The 17,921-nt window shown below is 60.3% G+C and carries 15 protein-coding genes; 8 read left to right on the forward strand and 7 right to left on the reverse strand.

Annotated features, from left to right (window positions below):
* Positions 1 to 56: 56 nt before the first annotated feature.
* From AC1DJB_RS10380 to AC1DJB_RS10405, 6 genes are all read right to left on the reverse strand, one after another.
* The gene (locus AC1DJB_RS10380) at positions 57 to 1,016 is read right to left on the reverse strand and encodes a glycoside hydrolase family 43 protein (RefSeq protein WP_476910200.1); all 960 of its coding nucleotides are present in this window, start codon (positions 1,014 to 1,016) and stop codon (positions 57 to 59) included.
* Between the two features lie 2 nt (positions 1,017 to 1,018).
* Positions 1,019 to 1,930, reverse strand: coding sequence for a carbohydrate ABC transporter permease (locus AC1DJB_RS10385; RefSeq protein WP_476910201.1), 912 nt, complete (start codon positions 1,928 to 1,930; stop codon positions 1,019 to 1,021).
* A 1-nt stretch (position 1,931) separates the two neighbouring features.
* Positions 1,932 to 2,807, reverse strand: coding sequence for a carbohydrate ABC transporter permease (locus tag AC1DJB_RS10390; protein ID WP_476910202.1), 876 nt, complete (start codon positions 2,805 to 2,807; stop codon positions 1,932 to 1,934).
* A gap of 69 nt (positions 2,808 to 2,876) precedes the next feature.
* Positions 2,877 to 4,109, reverse strand: coding sequence for an ABC transporter substrate-binding protein (locus AC1DJB_RS10395; protein ID WP_476910203.1), 1,233 nt, complete (start codon positions 4,107 to 4,109; stop codon positions 2,877 to 2,879).
* 576 nt (positions 4,110 to 4,685) lie between these two features.
* On the reverse strand, positions 4,686 to 5,690 hold the full coding sequence (locus AC1DJB_RS10400) for a LacI family DNA-binding transcriptional regulator (RefSeq protein ID WP_476910204.1): 1,005 nt from the start codon (positions 5,688 to 5,690) through the stop codon (positions 4,686 to 4,688).
* A gap of 151 nt (positions 5,691 to 5,841) precedes the next feature.
* Positions 5,842 to 8,274, reverse strand: coding sequence for a carbohydrate binding domain-containing protein (locus AC1DJB_RS10405; RefSeq protein ID WP_476910205.1), 2,433 nt, complete (start codon positions 8,272 to 8,274; stop codon positions 5,842 to 5,844).
* Positions 8,275 to 8,427: 153 nt separating this feature from the next.
* Here AC1DJB_RS10405 and AC1DJB_RS10410 point away from each other — a divergent pair, with 153 nt between their 5' ends.
* Positions 8,428 to 9,966 carry an alpha-L-fucosidase gene (locus tag AC1DJB_RS10410; protein WP_476910206.1) on the forward strand — a complete coding sequence of 513 codons (1,539 nt, stop codon included), beginning with the start codon at positions 8,428 to 8,430 and terminating at the stop codon, positions 9,964 to 9,966.
* A gap of 70 nt (positions 9,967 to 10,036) precedes the next feature.
* Here AC1DJB_RS10410 and AC1DJB_RS10415 read toward each other — a convergent pair whose 3' ends face one another.
* On the reverse strand, positions 10,037 to 10,624 hold the full coding sequence (locus AC1DJB_RS10415) for a DUF1349 domain-containing protein (RefSeq protein WP_476910207.1): 588 nt from the start codon (positions 10,622 to 10,624) through the stop codon (positions 10,037 to 10,039).
* A 456-nt stretch (positions 10,625 to 11,080) separates the two neighbouring features.
* On the opposite strand from AC1DJB_RS10415, the gene AC1DJB_RS10420 reads away from it, so the two are divergent.
* From AC1DJB_RS10420 to AC1DJB_RS10450, 7 genes are all read left to right on the forward strand, one after another.
* The gene (locus AC1DJB_RS10420; RefSeq protein WP_476910208.1) at positions 11,081 to 12,037 is read left to right on the forward strand and encodes a transporter substrate-binding domain-containing protein; all 957 of its coding nucleotides are present in this window, start codon (positions 11,081 to 11,083) and stop codon (positions 12,035 to 12,037) included.
* A 34-nt stretch (positions 12,038 to 12,071) separates the two neighbouring features.
* Complete coding sequence (locus AC1DJB_RS10425) at positions 12,072 to 12,728, forward strand: amino acid ABC transporter permease (protein WP_441437358.1); 657 nt, start codon at positions 12,072 to 12,074, stop codon at positions 12,726 to 12,728.
* Positions 12,725 to 13,402: an amino acid ABC transporter permease gene (locus tag AC1DJB_RS10430; protein ID WP_441437357.1), complete on the forward strand. Its 678-nt coding sequence runs from the start codon at positions 12,725 to 12,727 to the stop codon at positions 13,400 to 13,402. The genes AC1DJB_RS10425 and AC1DJB_RS10430 overlap by 4 nt, the downstream gene beginning before the upstream one ends.
* A gap of 115 nt (positions 13,403 to 13,517) precedes the next feature.
* Positions 13,518 to 14,282, forward strand: coding sequence for an SDR family NAD(P)-dependent oxidoreductase (locus tag AC1DJB_RS10435; RefSeq protein WP_476910209.1), 765 nt, complete (start codon positions 13,518 to 13,520; stop codon positions 14,280 to 14,282).
* Between the two features lie 14 nt (positions 14,283 to 14,296).
* Positions 14,297 to 15,199: an amino acid ABC transporter ATP-binding protein gene (locus AC1DJB_RS10440; RefSeq protein ID WP_476910210.1), complete on the forward strand. Its 903-nt coding sequence runs from the start codon at positions 14,297 to 14,299 to the stop codon at positions 15,197 to 15,199.
* A 63-nt stretch (positions 15,200 to 15,262) separates the two neighbouring features.
* Positions 15,263 to 15,991, forward strand: a complete 729-nt coding sequence (locus tag AC1DJB_RS10445; protein ID WP_476910211.1) for an amino acid ABC transporter ATP-binding protein — start codon at positions 15,263 to 15,265, stop codon at positions 15,989 to 15,991.
* Positions 15,992 to 16,286: 295 nt separating this feature from the next.
* Positions 16,287 to 17,918, forward strand: a complete 1,632-nt coding sequence (locus tag AC1DJB_RS10450) for an FAD-dependent oxidoreductase (RefSeq protein ID WP_476910212.1) — start codon at positions 16,287 to 16,289, stop codon at positions 17,916 to 17,918.
* The last annotated feature ends 3 nt before the right edge of the window (positions 17,919 to 17,921 follow it).

The following is a 17,921-nucleotide window of genomic DNA, read 5'->3' on the forward strand; positions in this document are numbered from 1 at the left end:
TCAAATGGACACTAAGGAAAGGTCGCCCGGCTAAGCCACTGAGGCGATTGTTTTGTTTAGTTGGAATAGTCGTCATTTGGAGCTGGGACCCGGTAGATCCCGTTGGTTTCGGCCACGCGTTGGATGGTAAGCCTTTCGAAGGTAAGTTCGTTGGGCTGGTGAAACACCAGAAAGCGGCTATTTCGTGTTGTGAGCAGCATTGCGTGTCCGCCATCAGATCCAACGAGGGGTTGCGGTTCGTGCGCCCATGGTCCGGTGATGAGTCCGGTGGAGCTGCGGGCCACTCCGACTGAATAGCCTCCTTCGCCGCCGCTGGACCAGAGGAGTGCAAGCCCCGCGTCATCGTGGATCACGAAGGGACCATCAGTGATGAACGCGAGGTCGTCGTAACCCGTTTCCTCATTGCGAAAGGGTCGTGTCCAGGGCGCCTCGGAGGCAGTGAACAGGAGAATCGGATCCCCTCTCGAGGTTCGCAAGTCGTCACTGAGACGCTGCGCATAAATTGCGCCATCCCCTGCCTGAAGCCATTCATGACAGAAGACCAGCCATGGCGCACCGGAGCGGTCCTGGTACAGGGTGCCATCAAGACACATCCATCCACTCGGTGTGACAGGTCCGTCACTCCAGGGTTGGAACAGCCCATCTGGGGCTGCTGCTGCCAGCACCTGGGTGCCGCGGCGGCCCGCGCGGTCGGCGAAGGTCGCAAACATCCACCATGTGCCGTTGTAGTAATGCACTTCTGGCGCCCAAAATTGGGTCTCGCCCCAGAATCCAGGACCCGGACGAAAGGCAGGGAAGGGTCCACTCCACTGCTCGAGGTCATCGCTCTCGTAACGGTCGAACCCGGCCCCCGGCCCGTGCCAGGGGCTCGGATCCGTCGTCCCGAAGAGCAGGTAGCGGTCCTCGTACTCCACGATGTACGGGTCTCGGATGCGCAATTCGGACCGTTCGATCGTGGCGTGGCGTGGGTTCGTTGTTTGGAGAGCGGTTGCCTGTTGTGAGTTGTTGTTCGCCATTGTCAGGACTTCACGGCACCCATCGTGAGTCCGCTTACGATTTGCCGTTGCAAGAAGGCAAACACGATGAGTAGGGGCGCGACGCCGAGCAACGCGGCGGGGAAGAGCAAACTCGGGTCCAGGGTGTAGCTGCCAACAAGGGAGTAGGCATTCACCATCACCGTTTTCAACGATGGATCCTGCACGAAGACCAGCGGAATGAGCAGGTCATTCCAGACACTGAGAGTCAGGAACGTGGCAAGGGTCGCAGTGACGGGTCGGAGGAGAGGGAACAGCACAACGAAGAACGTGCGCACCGGTCCCGATCCATCGATCGCGGCCGCTTCCTCCAGCTCGATCGGAATCTGTCGGAAGAACGACGTGTAGAAGAAGATCGCGACCGGAAGGTTGATGGCGGTGTAGGCGAGAATGATTCCCGCGTAGCTGTTCAGAAGGCCAACGTCTCGAAGCAAGAGGTACAGCGGTGCGATTAGTACAAAGATCGGGACCGTCGAGCCCGCAAGGAAGAGGCGATACACCCACGTCGTCCACGAACGGGTGATACGTGCAAGCGGGTACGCGGCAAGCGCTCCGACGATGATGGTCAAGATCAACGTGCCCGCCAAGACAACGGTCGAACTGAGCACCCCTTGGGTGTAGTTCATCTTCGAATAGGCGTTCGTGATGTTATCGATCGTCAGGCTCGTCGGCCAGCCCAGCGGATCGTTGATCACGTCGGAAGGAGGGCGCAAGGATGTCACGACTGTGTAGGCGAACGGGGCGAAGATCAGGATGACGGCGATGGCCAGGATCACGTCGCCGACCAGCGATAGGGGTCCGCGCCGACGTCGTGCCCCGGCTCGACGTTCCGCTCGACGTTCCCCTCGGAATGCTGTCGGGGCCGTGCGGGTTGCGGTGATGGTTGTGTTCTCCATGTTAGATTCGCTCCTCGCGACGTCGAAGAAGGGATTGGGTGGCTCCGGCAAAGAGCACGACGACAACCAGAAGGAGGACGGCAATGGTCGTGCCATAGGCGAAACTTCCCTGTCCTCCGAAGATCTTTTGGAAGATCAGCATGGTCAGGGTCGTGGTTGAACCGGCTGGCCCGCCGTTCGTCATCACGAAGGGGAGTTCGAAAACTTTGAGCGACCCCAGAAGGGAAAGGGTGACGCTTACGGTTGTGGCCGGGGCGAGAAGCGGCCACTCGACCGAGACAAATCTGCGCCAGCCTGTCGCTCCATCCACGCTCGATGCGTCGAGGAGTTCGGCCGGGAGGTTCATGTACCCGGCTAAAAAGATGGCAGCTGAATAGCCCGAAAACATCCAAATGTTGACCAGGGCGATCGCCCAGAGTGCCGTTGACGGATCGCCGAGCCACACATGTGTGAGCGTGTTCAAACCCAGCGATTTAAGGAGGGAGTTGACAGCTCCGTCTGGTGCCAGAAGCGAGTTCCAGACGAACGCGGCCATCACGGCCGACATGAGAGTGGGAACGAGAATGATTGTGCTGCCCAGTTGGCGGACGCGCGGGCGCATGAACAGAGCCCTGGCCAGGACCAGACCGATCGCATTCTGTGCGATGACCACCACGACCGCATACGCCACCGTGACGCCCAGTGCTCGTATGACGTCGCCGTCCTTTGCCATGGCGGCGTAGTTCGCCGCTCCGACGAAGTCGCCTGCATTGCCAATCTTGCTGTTCGTGACGCTCAACACGAGCCCCTGCACCAGCGGGTATACAATAATGGCGAAGTACAACGCCAGGGCGGGGGCCATGAATGCGATGGCTACGAGCGGTCTGCGGTGGATCATCGAACTTCCTTTAATTGAACTGAACGGCAGGGGTCGAGCTGGATGCCACCCGTCCCCTGCCGCCGTTGCCTACTTCTTGGGCTTGAGCTTCTCGTCGAGGTTCTTGACCGTCTGATCGATGCTCTGCTGACCAAGCCAGAGGGCCTGGATCTGCTCCTGCAATGTTTTCTCGCCCGCGGCATCCGCCCACGTGTTGGAAGGAAGGATGCGGTACCTTCCCTCGTTCACCGCCGCAACGAAGGCCTTTGTCGCGGCTCCGGAGGGGTTCTCGCCGTTGGTGAACGGCGACACTGCGTTCTCGGCGTCCAGGTAAGGCGAGGCGTTCTTGCTCTCAGACCAGAACTCGACGTACTTCTCTGCCGCCGATTTGGCCTTCGACTTGGCATTGACGCTGAACATCGTCCCGACAAACAGGTTCGCGTTCGAATCGGCCTTGCTGGTCGCCGGCCACGGGATGAATGAGTCATCCAGTCCGGCCTTCGTGAACGCTGATTGGTTCCACGCGCCCTGCAGATAGAATGCGCTCTTGCCCGCCTGGAAGTCAGAGATCCCAGTGCTCCACTCATCAACGCCGAGCTCGCTCTTGAAGTCAACAAACCCCTTCGACTGCAGATCCATCAGTTGCTGCAGCGACGACTTCCATGTAGAGAAAGACGCCTTTCCTTGCACGAAGTCCGCGTCGAACGTCGGGTTGTCTTTGTACACGAGCGTGGCAGCAATGGCGTTGATCGCCGCGTCTCCCGTCCACCCGCCCTTGTTGGGCAAAGAAATTGGAGTGATGCCGGCGTCCTTCGCCTTCTGAAGGGCCGCCTCGAACTCGGGCCACGTCGCGGGCGTCGACGTGATTCCTGCCTTCTGCAGCAGGGCGTTGTTGGCGAACAGCGAAATGCCAATAACCTCCATCGGCATCGCATAGGTCTTACCCTCGTTCTCAACGAACGGCTTGATCTCCTTGCGCACCCCGCCCACCCAGGGCTGCGACGACAGATCCTCGAGGTATCCCGAGGATCCCCAGTCCTGAACCTTGGCCGAGTCGGTCATGATGACGTCGGCGGTGTTTCCGGCGAGAAGTTCGGACTGCACACGCTGGGGATATGCAGCTGACGGGATGAATTCGTACTTGAGCGAAATATCAGGATTCGCCTTCTCGAAGGCGGCGTTGATTTCTTTCACGTTCGCCGGCTCGGCGTCGCCGCCTTTCCAGCCATACACCTTCAAGACAGTCTTGTCGCCGGTTCCGCTTGCGCCAGTCGACGAGCAACCCGTCATCAGGAGCGCGGACAGGGCGAGAACAGCTCCCACGACCAGGCGTCCGCGACGGCCTCTAGTGCTGTCTGAAGGAGCAACATCCCTGCGAACAGGTCGGGTGCTGTGATTCATGGTGTCCTCTCCATTGAGAATTTGTAACGCTCCAAATGGGCGCATCTACAGAATGATCTCGGACCATGGATTTGTCAAGTCAGCGCTTTCGACTCTTCAGAGATGCCCGGGAGCGGTGTTCGAGGAATCCTCTGTGAATGTCCCGTAGCGGCGGGCGCCGTCTGGCGCGCGCCGCTTTGGCACGCTCCACCGCGGAGCCTTCAAAAAGCGAACGCAGTGACGTCACGAAGGCGATATCGACCCGCTACGCCCGCTTCAATCTGGCAGCGAGAAGCAGGTTCCGGAGGAGTTTGTGTGCGAGGACCGGCTGCACCGGGACCATGGACGGAAGGCGGTGCGGATAGCACCGGAGGCTGAGGGCCGTCCACCCGCGGGCGCCGCAGCGTCCGCCCTTCGGGGAGCCGGTGATGGAGGCTCTGCGGTTCTGCTGGGCAGGGCAGGGGGCAGTCGCTGCGCAGGTGCCGGCGACAACTGATGTGGTTTCCCCGGGTCAGCGGGCTAAGCGGTTGATTCGCGCGCGACGAGGTGGAACGGAACGCTGAGTTGTTCGGGGACCGAGTCCGGGTCGGTGAGTTGCTTGGCCAGCAGCCGGATCGCCTCACGCGCCATCCACTCTTTGTCGATGAACATCGTGGAAAGCGTCGGTGAAGCAAACCGGCCGTCTTCGATGTCGTCGATTCCGATCACCGCGACGTCCTCCGGGACCTTCAGGCCGCGTCGGCGAAGCGCCGACATCGCGCCCAGTGCGAGCAGGTCGTTCGCGCAGAAAACCCCGTCAAACTCGACGCCGGCGTCGACGAGCTCTTCGATGGAGCGGGCTCCGTCTTCGCGAGTCCAATCCCGAACGGCCGTGACGGGCCCGGCTTCGCGCAGACCGGCCTCCTCCAGCGCCAGGTGAAAACCGGCTTCACGCTCCGACACCACGAATGGGTCACCGAACGTCTTGTCCCCGATCATCACCAGTCGCGACCGGCCCTGATCCAACAGGTGCTTGGTGGCAGTGTGCGAGATCGCCACCGAGTCAATGCCGACGCGATCAACGGACGACAACTTCGATCGCTCACCCAACAGCACGAGCGGTGCCCGACCACGCCTCAGTTCGATCTCTTCGTCCTCGATCACCGATGGGCTGAAGATGAGACCATCCGCGGAGCCCAGATTCCACGAGTCCGCAGCTTCTCGTTCACGCTCCAGGAGATTATCGGTCTGCTGAACGATCAGGCGCATCCCGGCATCGTCGGCTGCTGCAACCGCGGCCCGCGCCAACTCGGCGAAGTAGGGCTGCGCAAAATTGGGGATCGCAAGACTCACGAGACCCGTCCGCCCTGAGACGAGATTCTGGCCAATGGCCTGGGGGCGGTAGCCGAGTTTTTCGATGGCCGCGTTGACGCGCTGGCGCATCGATTCCCTAACATTCGGATGGTTTCGGATCACGTTCGAAACGCTGCTCTTCGAGACGTGCGCCTCGGCGGCGACGTCTTCCAGTGTTACTTGCCGGCCCATTCCCGTCCTTCGATCATTAACTCGCCGCGCCTGAAGATCCATCGGCCGGCGGCCGATTTGGAGCGTACCAAAGACAGTAGCGTACGAAAGACAGTAGCGCGATGTGGCTGTGTCGGCGATTTGCCGACACAGCGACAGATTGAGTTGGTGACTAGCCCAGCTCTTTCAGCGCGAGGTCATCGCATGCCCCGGCCGCCGATCCCGCGTTCTTGTAGCAATAGACGGTTGCTTGCGTGCTGGCAGTGCCCGTGGTGAACACCACTGCCGAGGGAGCGTATGTCGCCCCGGCCACCGCGTGGAATGACTCGGCAGCGCCGAATGACTTGACGCCCAGAGCAATCTCCTCGCCCGACACCGCATGCAGCCACCCAGTGAGAACGTACGTCGTGCCTGGCCGGAGGCCGCTGATCGTTTGCTGAACCCCGCTGTTCGCCGGTCCCGTCGCGAGCCCGAACGACCCGCTGTGGGCGGCACCAGCGGTGAGGGTGCCGGGGACTGACGACGACGGTGTCCAGGGTGATGGAGAGCCGGTCTCGAACCCTCCGTTAGACACCAGGCTTCCCGGGTTGGTGAGCTTGATGATGCTGAAGTCGTCACAGAAGCCCGGGCCGGTCCCGGCGTTCTTGTAGCAGTAGATCGTCGCGGTCGTGTTGGTGGATCCGGTCGTGAACGCCACCGTATTGAGTGCCCAGGCCGTGTCGGTCGATTTGCTGAAGGTCTCCGTTCCGCCGTAGTTCTTGACTCCTATCGCGAGCTGCTCGCCGACGACACCCACCTTGACCCATGCCAAGAGGAGGTACGTGGTCGAGGGAGTGAGCCCGCTGACAGTGTTTTCGGCTCCGCTGTTCGCATTGCCGGTCTGCAGGGCAGAGGTGCCATTCGACCACGTACTTGTCGTCACTGACGATCCTGACCCACTCAGCGTCCAGGATGTGAGGGCTCCCGAATCAAAGCTGCCATTTGGAACAAGATTCGTGCTGGCTCTCTCATAGGCACCGATACTGGGTACGGCCGCAATCGGATTGCCGGCGAAATCCCGACCGCCGTTCGAGGCGATGGGGACGCCAGCGCCCAAGGCGGGCGAGGACTCGCGCGGCTGATAGGCCGCCGCGCCGCCCGAGGCCTGCGTCGCGGATTGCAGCGGACCGACCAACTGTGGCGACAGATAGATGGTCCCCGTCGTCGGCTCATTGTTATTGCGCGGCCCATACAGCAGGTTGTTGGCGAAGACGGAACCCGTCGTCTGCAGGTAGCCCTTGGATCCGAAGTTCAGCACCAGGTTGTTTCGGAACTTGTAGGAACCTGACTGCGTATTGCCGGTTCGCGTTCCGATCACCGATGTCGCCCGTCCGGATGAGATATAGATGGTGTTGTTGTAGATGTCCGGAAGGGGCGCGGCTGAGCCGCTCTGGTTGGGGATGGCCCCGGGAAAGTCAAACACGTTGTGGGCTCGGTTGAAGTTGCTGGTAATCGGGCAACCGGCCGTGTTCGTATCGTCTTCGCTCACGTTGTAGCGGACGACCGTTCCGTCGCTTGGGGGTTCGCTCCCGATCTGCTGCATCATCAAGAGAAAACCACCGGAGTTATTGCGCGAGTAGTTGTACTGGATCGTCGTATTGTGGTTGCCCCAATCGACGTCGAACGCCATGCCGTCCTGCTGGTTGATCGTGCACGCCACTGTGTTGTTCTGGATCGTCGTGTCGCTGCTGCCGGCCACCCAGATTGAAGCTGCGGCCGTATTGCAGATGTTCCCGGAGGGCGGGCAGCCGGTCGTCGCTTTGACCCCTCCGTATGCCGCATCATTCCCGTCAATCAGCGCTGCAGCGCCGTTGACGACCAGGATATCGTCGCCGCCGGAGTACCGGATGTTGTTGTTCAGGATGCGAATGTTCGTCGTCTGGCCCGTGCCACGAGCGTTGCCGTCTGGTGTGACAGCGATGGCGATGCGGTCGACGTGGTCGAAGGTGTTGTTGGCGATGGTGATGTCGTTCCAGGTGGAGACGGACGCGGTCTGGTCGGTCTGGATGCCGATTCCCGCGTTCGACGAGTACCAGCCGCCTGACCATCCGGAGATGTTGCGAACGGTCATGTCGGTGACGGAGATGCCCGAGAGCGTCGTCCCCGACGAGTTCTCGACCAGCACTCCGCTCCTGAACGCGGGGGACGCCGCGGCGTTGCGGACCTCGAGACCCGAGAGTTGCCACTGCTGGACGTTGAGGAGCTTGATCACTGCACCCACCACGCCGTTGCCATCGATGATCGGCTTGGCACCAGATCCATAGCTTGTGATGACGGCGGGACTGCCTGCCGCTCCCGACCCGGACGGTGTCAGCTGACCCACGCAGGTCATTCCCGCCTTGAACAGGACTCGTTCGCCAGGGCCGAACTGCAGGGAGTTCACCGGTGCCAGCGAATTCCACGGACTCGCCTGAGTCCCCAGGCCATTCGTGCTGGCCGAGCAATCAACGAAGTGGTCTGATCCTGCAGCGTTTGCCACCCCGGCGTTGCTTTGTGCCGCCACCGTGAGGAGTACGGCGGCGAGGAGGGAAAGCATGGCTCGGGGACGTTTCGGACTTTTCAGCATGGGATGTCCATTCTCCTTTGAACAGTGAGATCCTTGGAACGCTCCAAGGACTGGGGTACACTGTCCTGCAGAACGCCCAGGCTGTCAACGACCATTCGGGTTGGTCTGGCCCAACGACCTCGATTTCAATGACGCTCGCGAGAAGGATCCACAATGACGTTGCCCTTGATCAACCCTGACGACCTCCCCGTTCCGGTCGATGTTTCTGATAACACCGCAGCGTTGGCGGGCGTTAAGCAGGTCATCGATGCCGGGCCCTACGACTCGACCTGGGAGTCGCTACAGAGGTACCGGGCACCGCTGTGGTATCACGACGGCAAGTTTGGGATCTTCCTCCATTGGGGAGTGTTCTCCGTCCCTGCGTTTGAGGACGAGTGGTACTCCCGCTCCATGTACCTGCAGGGTACGAAGTCATTCGAGCATCACATCGCCACATACGGAGCGCAGCGCACATTCGGGTACAAGGACTTCATCCCAAGTTTCACCATGGACAAGTTCCAGCCCGACGACTGGGCCGCGCTGTTCAAAGAGGCCGGGGCGCAGTTCGTGGTGCCGGTGGCCGAGCACCACGACGGCTTCGCCCTGTACGACACCGATCGTTCGCGCTGGAGCGTGACGCAGATGGGGCCGCGCCAGGACGTGTTCCGGCAGCTCGGCGACGCAGTGGATCGTGCCTGGATGGTTCTCGGCGCGTCGAGTCATCGCGCAGAACATTGGTTCTTCATGAACGGAGGTGCCCGGTTCGACTCCGACGTTCGCGATCCCGCTTACGCGGACTTCTATGGACCGGCCCAGCGTGAGGAGATCGCGCCGAATGAGCGCTTTCTCGAGGACTGGCTTCTGAGGTGTGTCGAGATCGTCGACAAATACCGGCCGCAGATCTTCTACTTCGATTGGTGGATCGAGTCGGCTGCGTTCGAGTCGTATCTGCGTCCCTTCGCTGCGTACTACTACAACCGCGCCGCCGAGTGGGGCCGTGAGGTCGTCATCAACTTCAAGTGGAATTCATTCGCGCCCGGGAGCGCTGTCTACGACATCGAACGCGGGACGATGGGCGGCATTCGCGACGACGTTTGGCAGAATGACACGTCGGTGTCGCGAACATCGTGGAGCTGGGTCGAAGGACACGTGTACAAAGGCGCCGACGAGCTAATTGCCGAACTGGTTGACACCGTCTCAAAAAACGGCGTTCTCCTCCTGAACGTCGGACCGAAGCCCGACGGCACCATCCCGGAAAGGGAACGACAGCTCCTCAAAGCGATCGGGGAGTGGCTGACCCGAAACGGGGAAGCGATCTACGGCAGTCGACCGTGGATCATTCCCGGGGAAGGTCCAACGGTGGTCATGGCCGGCTCGTTCGTCGACACTTCCTCGCCTGATTACACCGGCGCCGATGTTCGTTTCACGACTCGGAACGATATCACCGGCGACTACGTTTATGCGACATTGCTTGCACATCCGCAGGATGGAAAAGCCAGAATCCGATCGTTTGGAAGCGGCGCCGGGCTCCTTACCCGAGGAATCCGGGAGGTTCGAGTCCTCGGTTCTGCCGACGACGTTGCTTGGCAGCGTTCCGCTGAGTCGCTTGATGTGACGTTGCCGCCCCAATCGTCGACGGCGGCGGGTCCGGTCGTGCGGCTCTATCTCGAAGACGAGGCTCGCCCACCCCGTCAAGACTTCTTGCACGGATGAGGAGGATATCCGTGCTGGGAGACTGCAGGACAGTTAGGGCAGGCGGGGGAGCGCGGCCTTCGATGGGCACCTAAGCGTCGGGGTGCAAGCTGTCGTCCGGGGCTGTCGTTCGCCAGGACGTGAAGAGCACGGTGAGGTTAGGGCGCGAAGGGGCGCAGCAGTAGGGCCCTGCGGTGACGACAGCTTCCGGGTCAAGAGGCGCTACCCTTACCAGCTGCCATGGGTCGTCATCAACTCGGGCCCGGACGGTCAGGGCGTTGCCGGACCTACTAGCCCGGACAGTGACGTACCGGCCACCCCAGCCGGGAACCGGGGACAAAGACCAATCAGATACACCACGCGTCACCACCGCTCCGAGGCTTTCCTCGCCGTCGCTCCACTCGATGCCCGTCTTGATCCATGTCGTGTCATCGACACGGATGAAAATCCCGGCCTGGTCGAACTGGGCCGAGAAATCGAGATGGAAAGACACCTCCATGGCAGTGTCCTGCCCGAAAGGGGCGAGGAGGGCGTGTTCGGTGTCGTGAATGAATCCGTACGAAGTGACGCGCCAGGCGTCACTCTTCTCGACGGCGGTCACCAGCATGCCGTCTTCGGCAAACTCCACGTTCGCAGGTTCGGTCGTCCAAGTTCCCTCGGTCCAAGCAATTTCAGTCATTGTGTCAATTCCTTTTCGCCGCAGTCGGCGTCGGCGTGGCTGTCTTGCTGGCAGGCTTGGACACGGCGTCGCTCGACGTGCCGCTGCCTCCGCAAGCCGTCAAAGCGATGACGATCAGTGCCGAGCCCCAAATCCATGCAGAGCGTTCTCATTCATAGATTTCCCCAGGAAAGTCGAGTGGTACGACGGCAACGGCAGATGAGATAACACTACTGCCTGCCAGAGCGAGGAACGGTACTCGCCAGCCTGACGCGCATGCACGGGTATTCATGACCCGGGAATTGCCGGCACAACCGGCCTAGTCAAAGCCCCGATCAAACCCTGCCCAGACAAGTTTGGCGAAACTTCAAATACGATCAAAAACCTGTAGGTTTTCCTATACGATATGAGATAGCATGATTTACATCACAGCAACGTGGATCGAATGAGCCGCGTCCCCACAAGGAAGGACTTGAGATGGCCATCAGCGACAAGACCGAGAACGACACGCAGGAAGCCCCGGCAACCAAGGCCACTGAGCACCCCGGACGCCGCGGGCTCATTGCCGGCGCAGCCGCTGGTGCTGCCGTATTTGGCCTGACCCGCCTCATTCCGGGCGCCGACGGCGGTGCGAGCTCTGGGGGTGCCGGCGCGCCGGACAAAGAACCTTTGGTGGACAAGTGGCGTCGTACAAAGGAAGCCAACCTGGGCTGGGAGTTCTCCACCCCCTTGATGCAGTTCCGCAACTCCGCAGGGGAGCCGGACGGGTTCAGCGTTGAAATGGTCAAGATGATGATGGCAGACCTGGACAAGGACATTAAGATCAACTTCACCGAGATGCCCTTCGCTCAGCTGGTCCCTGCGCTGGTGTCGGGCAAAGTCGAAATGCTCGAACCGGTGACGAACCTGCCGACTCGGGCAAACGAGGGCATGTTCGCGGATATCCCGGCGAACTATGCAGCCATCTACGCTCTTCGTAAGCCTGGCAGCACTCTTGAAAAGGACGCCCAACTGAACGATCCAGCCGTGAAGATCGCTGTGATCCAGGGATCCTCGCAGGCCATTATCGGCGCCCAACGATACCCCAAGGCAACGTTCGTTGCTTTGGCCGATGCAACTGTGGCTATCGCAGAGGTTGCTTCGGGCCGTGCGGACATCACGTTGGCATCGATCTTCAATGTCATGAACGGGCTCCGCAACAACCCGGGCCTGACGGTGTTGCCCGGCGATCCGCTGTACGTAGACGTCAACACCTTCCTTCTGCCCCAGGGCGACTTCAAGTCCCAGGTCTGGGTTTCAAACTGGCTTCGCCACCACGCTGGCCGTGGCACGATCGCGACACTGTGGAACAAATGGGTCGGAGATGCGCTCCGGACCGAATTCAAGCTCCCGGTCGTCACCGTCGGACCCGGCGGCGCCCTCATTGAGGTCTAACCGGGATAGCCTCCCCACATCCACTTAGGAAATAATGCCTGATATGAATTGGGGCGAAGTCCTCAGCCGGTATGACCTCTTCCTTGCCGGGGCAGCAGTGGACATTTACATTGCCCTTGCAAGCTTTGTGCTAACAGTCGTCGTCGGCCTCTGCTTAGCCTCGATGTCCCGCGGAAACGGTTTTTTCAGAACGATTTCCTACATCCTCGTCCAGTTCGTGCGCGGGGCCCCGTTGTACGTTCTCCTTCTCTGGGTCTATTTCGGCGTATCGCAGGTCATCGGCTTCAACATCCCGCCGGTGGCTGCCGTGATCGTCGCGCTAGGCATTGCAACGTCCGGAGTCACGGCCGAGGTCTTTCGATCCTCATTCCTTGCCCTCGACAAGGGACAGGCGTTGGCGGCCAAATCCTTCGGAATGACACGCTGGCAGGCTTACAGTTCCGTGCTGTTTCCCCAAGCAATCCGGATTGCCTTACCCCAGCTGGGGAACGTCTTCGTCATGCAACTCAAAGGGGCCACCTACGCTGCCGTCATCGGAGTCGCTGAAGCCGTTTTCGTAGCCCAGGACATGTCGACAAGCCTGTTCCTGCCGTTCGAGGCCTACGCAGGATTGGCAATAATCCTGATCCTGATGGCCTTCGCGGCGTCCTTTGCCTTCAACCTCGCCGAAAGGGGGCTACGGATCAAATGAGCGACTGGTTCGAAAAGCTTTGGGCCACGTGGGGTCCTGTTCTGGGTTCCACCGGTGCGATCTCCGAGGGCATCTACGTGACACTCGCGGTGACCTTCGCATCCTTCGGCCTTGCCTGCATCGGTGGGCTCATCCTGACCCTGATGCGTCTGAGCGGCCTCAAGTGGCTGGAAAAGACCGCATTTGCATTGACGCAGATCTTCCGGTCGCTCTCGGCTTTTGTTTACATCCTCTTTATCTACTTCGCACTCCCTGCCGTCACCGGCATTCCGATCCCACCCATCGTGGCTGGAATTATCGGTCTTACCATTCTCAACAGCGCCTATATCGCAGAGATCCTGCGCTCGGCCTTGTCCAGCGTTGGAAGCGGCCAGCGGGAAGCGGCGGCCGTTTTGGGCATGTCGGCCACCCGCACCTACACCGACATCATCCTGCCGCAAGGCATCCGGGTGGCCATCCCTTCGTTGGTCAGTCAGTGGACGATCATCCTCAAGGATTCGTCGATCATCGGTGTTATCGGCGTTGCCGACATCATGTACAGGGCAAGCCACACAGCTGCCAAGACCTTCCAATACTTCGAGTACTACACCCTTGTCGGACTCATGTACGTGGTGGTCGTTTTCATCATGACTATCTTCAGTTCATGGGTCGAGCGAAAGCTGCGGATTCCGTGACCTGGTCCCTCACTCATGCTCGCCGGCGGCCTTCCACGGCCGTCGGGCAACAGATCTTCAAGCCAGCACCCCTTATACGCCAGGCAAATGGTGCACATCAAACCGGAAGGCTCCCATGCGTTTTCAATCAAAGGTAGTCCTCATCACTGGAGCTGCCGGCGGTTTGGGGGAGGCCTGCACCCGACGCTTTGCAGCTGAAGGCGCCTCACTGGTCCTGACCGATCTGGACCAGGACAAAGTCGAGACTCTGGCGGCCAAGTGCCGTGCCGGGTTCGGGACGGAGGTCGTGACTGTGGCCGGCGACGTCTCGGAAGAAGAGGTCGTGAACCGGGTGGTGGCGACCGGCCTGGAGGCGTTCGGGAGCATCGATGTGCTGTTCAATAACGCCGGAATCAATCCAACTGGCAACGTCGTGAACACCCCGCTGGACGTTTGGGATCTGACCATGAAAGTCAATGTCCGCTCAGCGTTCATGATGACTTCACGCGTCATCCCGTCGATGATCGAAGCCGGAGGCGGCGTCATCGTCAACACAGCCTCCATCGCCGCGTTCAAGGCCTCCACCAACGAAGCCGCGTACAGCGTCTCCAAGGCAGCGTTGCTCCAGCTGACCAAAGTGACGGCCCGAGACTTCGCCGATGCCAACATCAGGGCCAACGCAGTTTGCCCAGGAATTCTGGAAAATTTCATGGCAGACCGCAAGGTCATTTCCTCCGACGAAATGATGGAAAAGCGGCGGGCCAGGGTGCGGGAAATTGTTCCCTTTAAGAGGGAGGGGCGCTATGAGGAGATCGCTAACCTCGTTGCTTTCCTTGCCTGCGATGATTCGTCGTATGTCACCGGCGCTGCCTTCACGGCTGATGGCGGCCTCACAGTATGAAAGGGCCACAAGCCATGAACGATCCGCTAGTCGAAAACGGCGAAGAACTCATGACGCACGAGGATATAGCCGTTGGAGACATTGAAGATCTCCCTGACGCGGACCCCCAGCGCGACGAAACTGAACAGCGCGTACCGATTCTTGCACTTCGCAAAGTGTCCAAGACCTACAACGCCGGCACCGCCAAAGAGGTCAATGTACTCAAAGGCATTAATCTGGACGTCTACACCGGCGAAGTAGTGGTCCTTGTCGGCCCCAGCGGCTGCGGCAAGAGCACACTGCTGCGGTCCATGAACCTCATTGCGCCCCCAGACACGGGATCCATCACCTTCAAGGGCAAGACCTGGACCAACAGTGAGATCGACTTCTTCGATTTCAGGGGTCGCCGGGCAGAAATGCAGGCGATGGCACAGTGGCGGATGTCCATGGGTATGGTTTTCCAGAGTTTCAATCTCTTTCCCCACAAGACAGTGCTTGAGAACGCCATGATAGGTCCGCTCAGGGCTAAGAACATTGATCGTGTCGAAGCTGAGAAACTTGCCCTTGCCGGGCTGCGCAAAGTCGGCATGGAACAGAAGAGAGACTTCTTCCCCAGTTCCCTCTCCGGAGGTCAGAAGCAACGCGTTGCCATTGCCCGTGCGCTTGCTATGCAGCCTGACGTCATGCTCTTTGACGAAGCGACCTCCGCTCTGGACCCTGAGTTGCGGGTCGACATACTTGAGGAAATGAAGCAGCTCGCATCCGAGGGGATGACCATGGTGGTCGTCACCCACGAACTTGCCTTCGCGCGGGAGGTCGGCAGCCGCGTCATTTTCATGGAAAGCGGTCAAATTGCCGAGGATGGGCCAGCCAAAGAGACCATCGACAACCCCACGCACCCACGGTTCATCGAGTTCCTCCGTGCACTTCACCACTGACACGCCGGCCGGCTTCGCCCCAAGTCGAGCCCACGGCAGTTACGCAAGCAAAGGACGCATCACATGATCACTGCTCAGGGCGTCTCCAAGTCCTACGGGGCTGTGGAGGTTCTCAAAGATTGTTCCCTGCAGGTGGAGAAGGGGGAAGTCGTCATTATTTGCGGCCCGTCCGGCTCCGGCAAGAGCACTTTCATCAAGACCCTCAACGGACTCGAACCGATCAACGCGGGACGAATTGACATCGCCGGGTTCAAGCTGGAGCCGGGCAAAAAAGTGCCCCGGAAACTCCACTTCAACGTCGGCATGGTCTTTCAACACTTCGAACTCTTCCCACATCTCACGGCCCTGCAGAATGTCGCATTGCCCCAGGTCAAGGTTCTTCGCCGAAGCAAGGCCAAAGCCATGGAACGGTCGAAACAACTGCTGGCCCGTGTCGGGTTGGAAGCGCACGGGGACAAATACCCGCAAAACCTCTCTGGTGGGCAACAGCAGCGGGTGGCTATTGCGCGCACCCTGGCGATGGACCCTGAGATCATGCTCTTCGACGAGCCGACATCCGCGCTGGACCCTGAAATGGTCAACGAAGTGCTCTCAGTCATGACTGGTCTGGCCAAGGAGGGCATGACCATGCTGTGTGTCACCCACGAGATGGGCTTCGCCAAAAGGGCCGCGGACCGGGTGGTTTTCATGGACCAGGGCAGGATCCTCGAAGACCTGCCCGTTGAAGAGTTTTTTGAGAACTCCACAACGCAACGTGCCAGGGATTTCCTCTCGAAGATTCTGGTGCTGTAGGGCCGACGGGTCCTTTTGGTGTTAGGGTCCGCGACTCGGCTGAGTCCACCAGCCTACGGTTCAGATGGAATCGTGGGGCCCCGCCGTCCTGGACATCTTCCGTGAAACGATTTCACTATTGAAGGATCTCCTATAGGATTTCCAATAGCATGATACGCGTCACGGTAGGCGGCGCAGAGAACAGTCCGTTTGCCCTAAGCAACCCGGGAGGGAAGAACCACCGCCGATGAAACCCGCAACAAGCACCATTCAGCAGACAATCCCGAGAAGCAACGAAAGTGGGGGGACGCAGGCCATGAGCAGATTCTTTTACGACGTGGCAGTGGTTGGTTCCGGCGGCGCTGCTCTCGTTGCCGCGTGCGCCGCGGCCGACCGCGGTTTGTCCGTCGCCGTCCTGGAGTCGACGAATCTTCTTGGTGGGACAACAGCGCTCTCTGGTGGTCAGATGTGGATTCCAGCTTCTCCGGCTCTGACTCGTGCCGGCGTGAAAGACTCCGCTGACGATGCCCTGCAGTACTTGCGGCGTATCACGCTCGGAACCACCTCGGAAGCGTCCCTGCAGTCTTTTGTTGCCAACGGGCCGCGCTTTATTGACTACCTTGAGAACGAACTGGACATGCCGGTGGTCAATATTGACCGTCCGGACTATCACCCCGACTGGACGGGCGCCGCCTCCGGTCGTTCGCTCGAGCCGTCGCCGGTCTCCACGGAGGAACTTGGTCCATGGCGTGATCGCACCCGGACATCGCCGATAAGGGGACCCATTACCGGCCCTGAAGGACGTACCGGGGTCCAAGAGTCAGTTCTTCGTGAGCGCTCCGCTGCCGACGTTCGCACACAGGGTTCCGGGCTTGTTGCGGGTCTGGTGAAGGCGGCACTGCGGCGCGGTGTCGATCTGCAGATCAATTCGCGGGTCACGGCCATCACAAGGGCACCCGAACAGTTTGTTCTGGACACTGAAAAGGGCCAGGTCAGTGCAGGAACAGTAGTACTGGCCGCCGGCGGTTTTGCCAGCAACGCAAACCTTCGCTCTGCCTTCCTGCCCCCTGTTGACATCGTCCCCACCGCGGCACCTGGATCGTTGGGGGATGGCCTGAAGATGGGCACCTCCCTTGGCGGGTCTCTGCGGGGGATGAGCGAAGCGTGGTGGACCGCTGCGATATCCATCGGCGGCGAATCCATAGACAATGCGCCCTTGCATCGTAACGTCGTCCGGGAACTCGCCTACCCGGGATCCATCCTCGTCAACGCGGCAGGGGAGAGGTTCGTCAATGAAGCAAGTTCCTACAACGACCTCGGCAAAGCGTTCTTTGCGTTTGATCCAGCCAGCCACCGGTTCCCTAACCAACCGGCGTGGCTGATCTTCGACGCCGACTTCCGCAGCACCCGAACGGTTGCCGGAGTGGCCCCCACGGCGAGCCTTCCAAACGAATTTATCCAGGAAGAGGACCTTGAATCCCTTGCCGACCGCGCCGGTATCGACGCAACGTCGTTGATTCAAACCGTCACCCAAACCAACCAGATGGCTGCAACCGGCACCGATATCCAGTTCGGCCGGGGGAACAGCCCCCACGACCGGTTCAACGGCGACGAAACACACAAGCCCAACCCCTGCCTTGGCCGTGTGGCGCAGCCGCCATTCTTCGCTGTCCCGGTCGTCCTTGGTGCCAACGGAACCAAAGGCGGCCTTGCCACGGACCACGTCTCACGAGTCCTGGACCACGACGGCATACCGGTCGAAGGACTCTTCGCCGTCGGTGAGAACGCAGCGGCATTAATGGGCCCGGGATACGCAGGATCAGGAGCCTCCCTGGGCCCGGCCCTCACCGCGGCCTTCACGCTTGCCGAACACCTGGGCCGACCCCGAACCAACTCCCAGGCCAGCGACCACAAACACTCAATAGCCCCGCAGGTTAAACCCTCCTGACCC

It is taken from the genome of Arthrobacter sp. 01T428 (assembly GCF_056398685.1).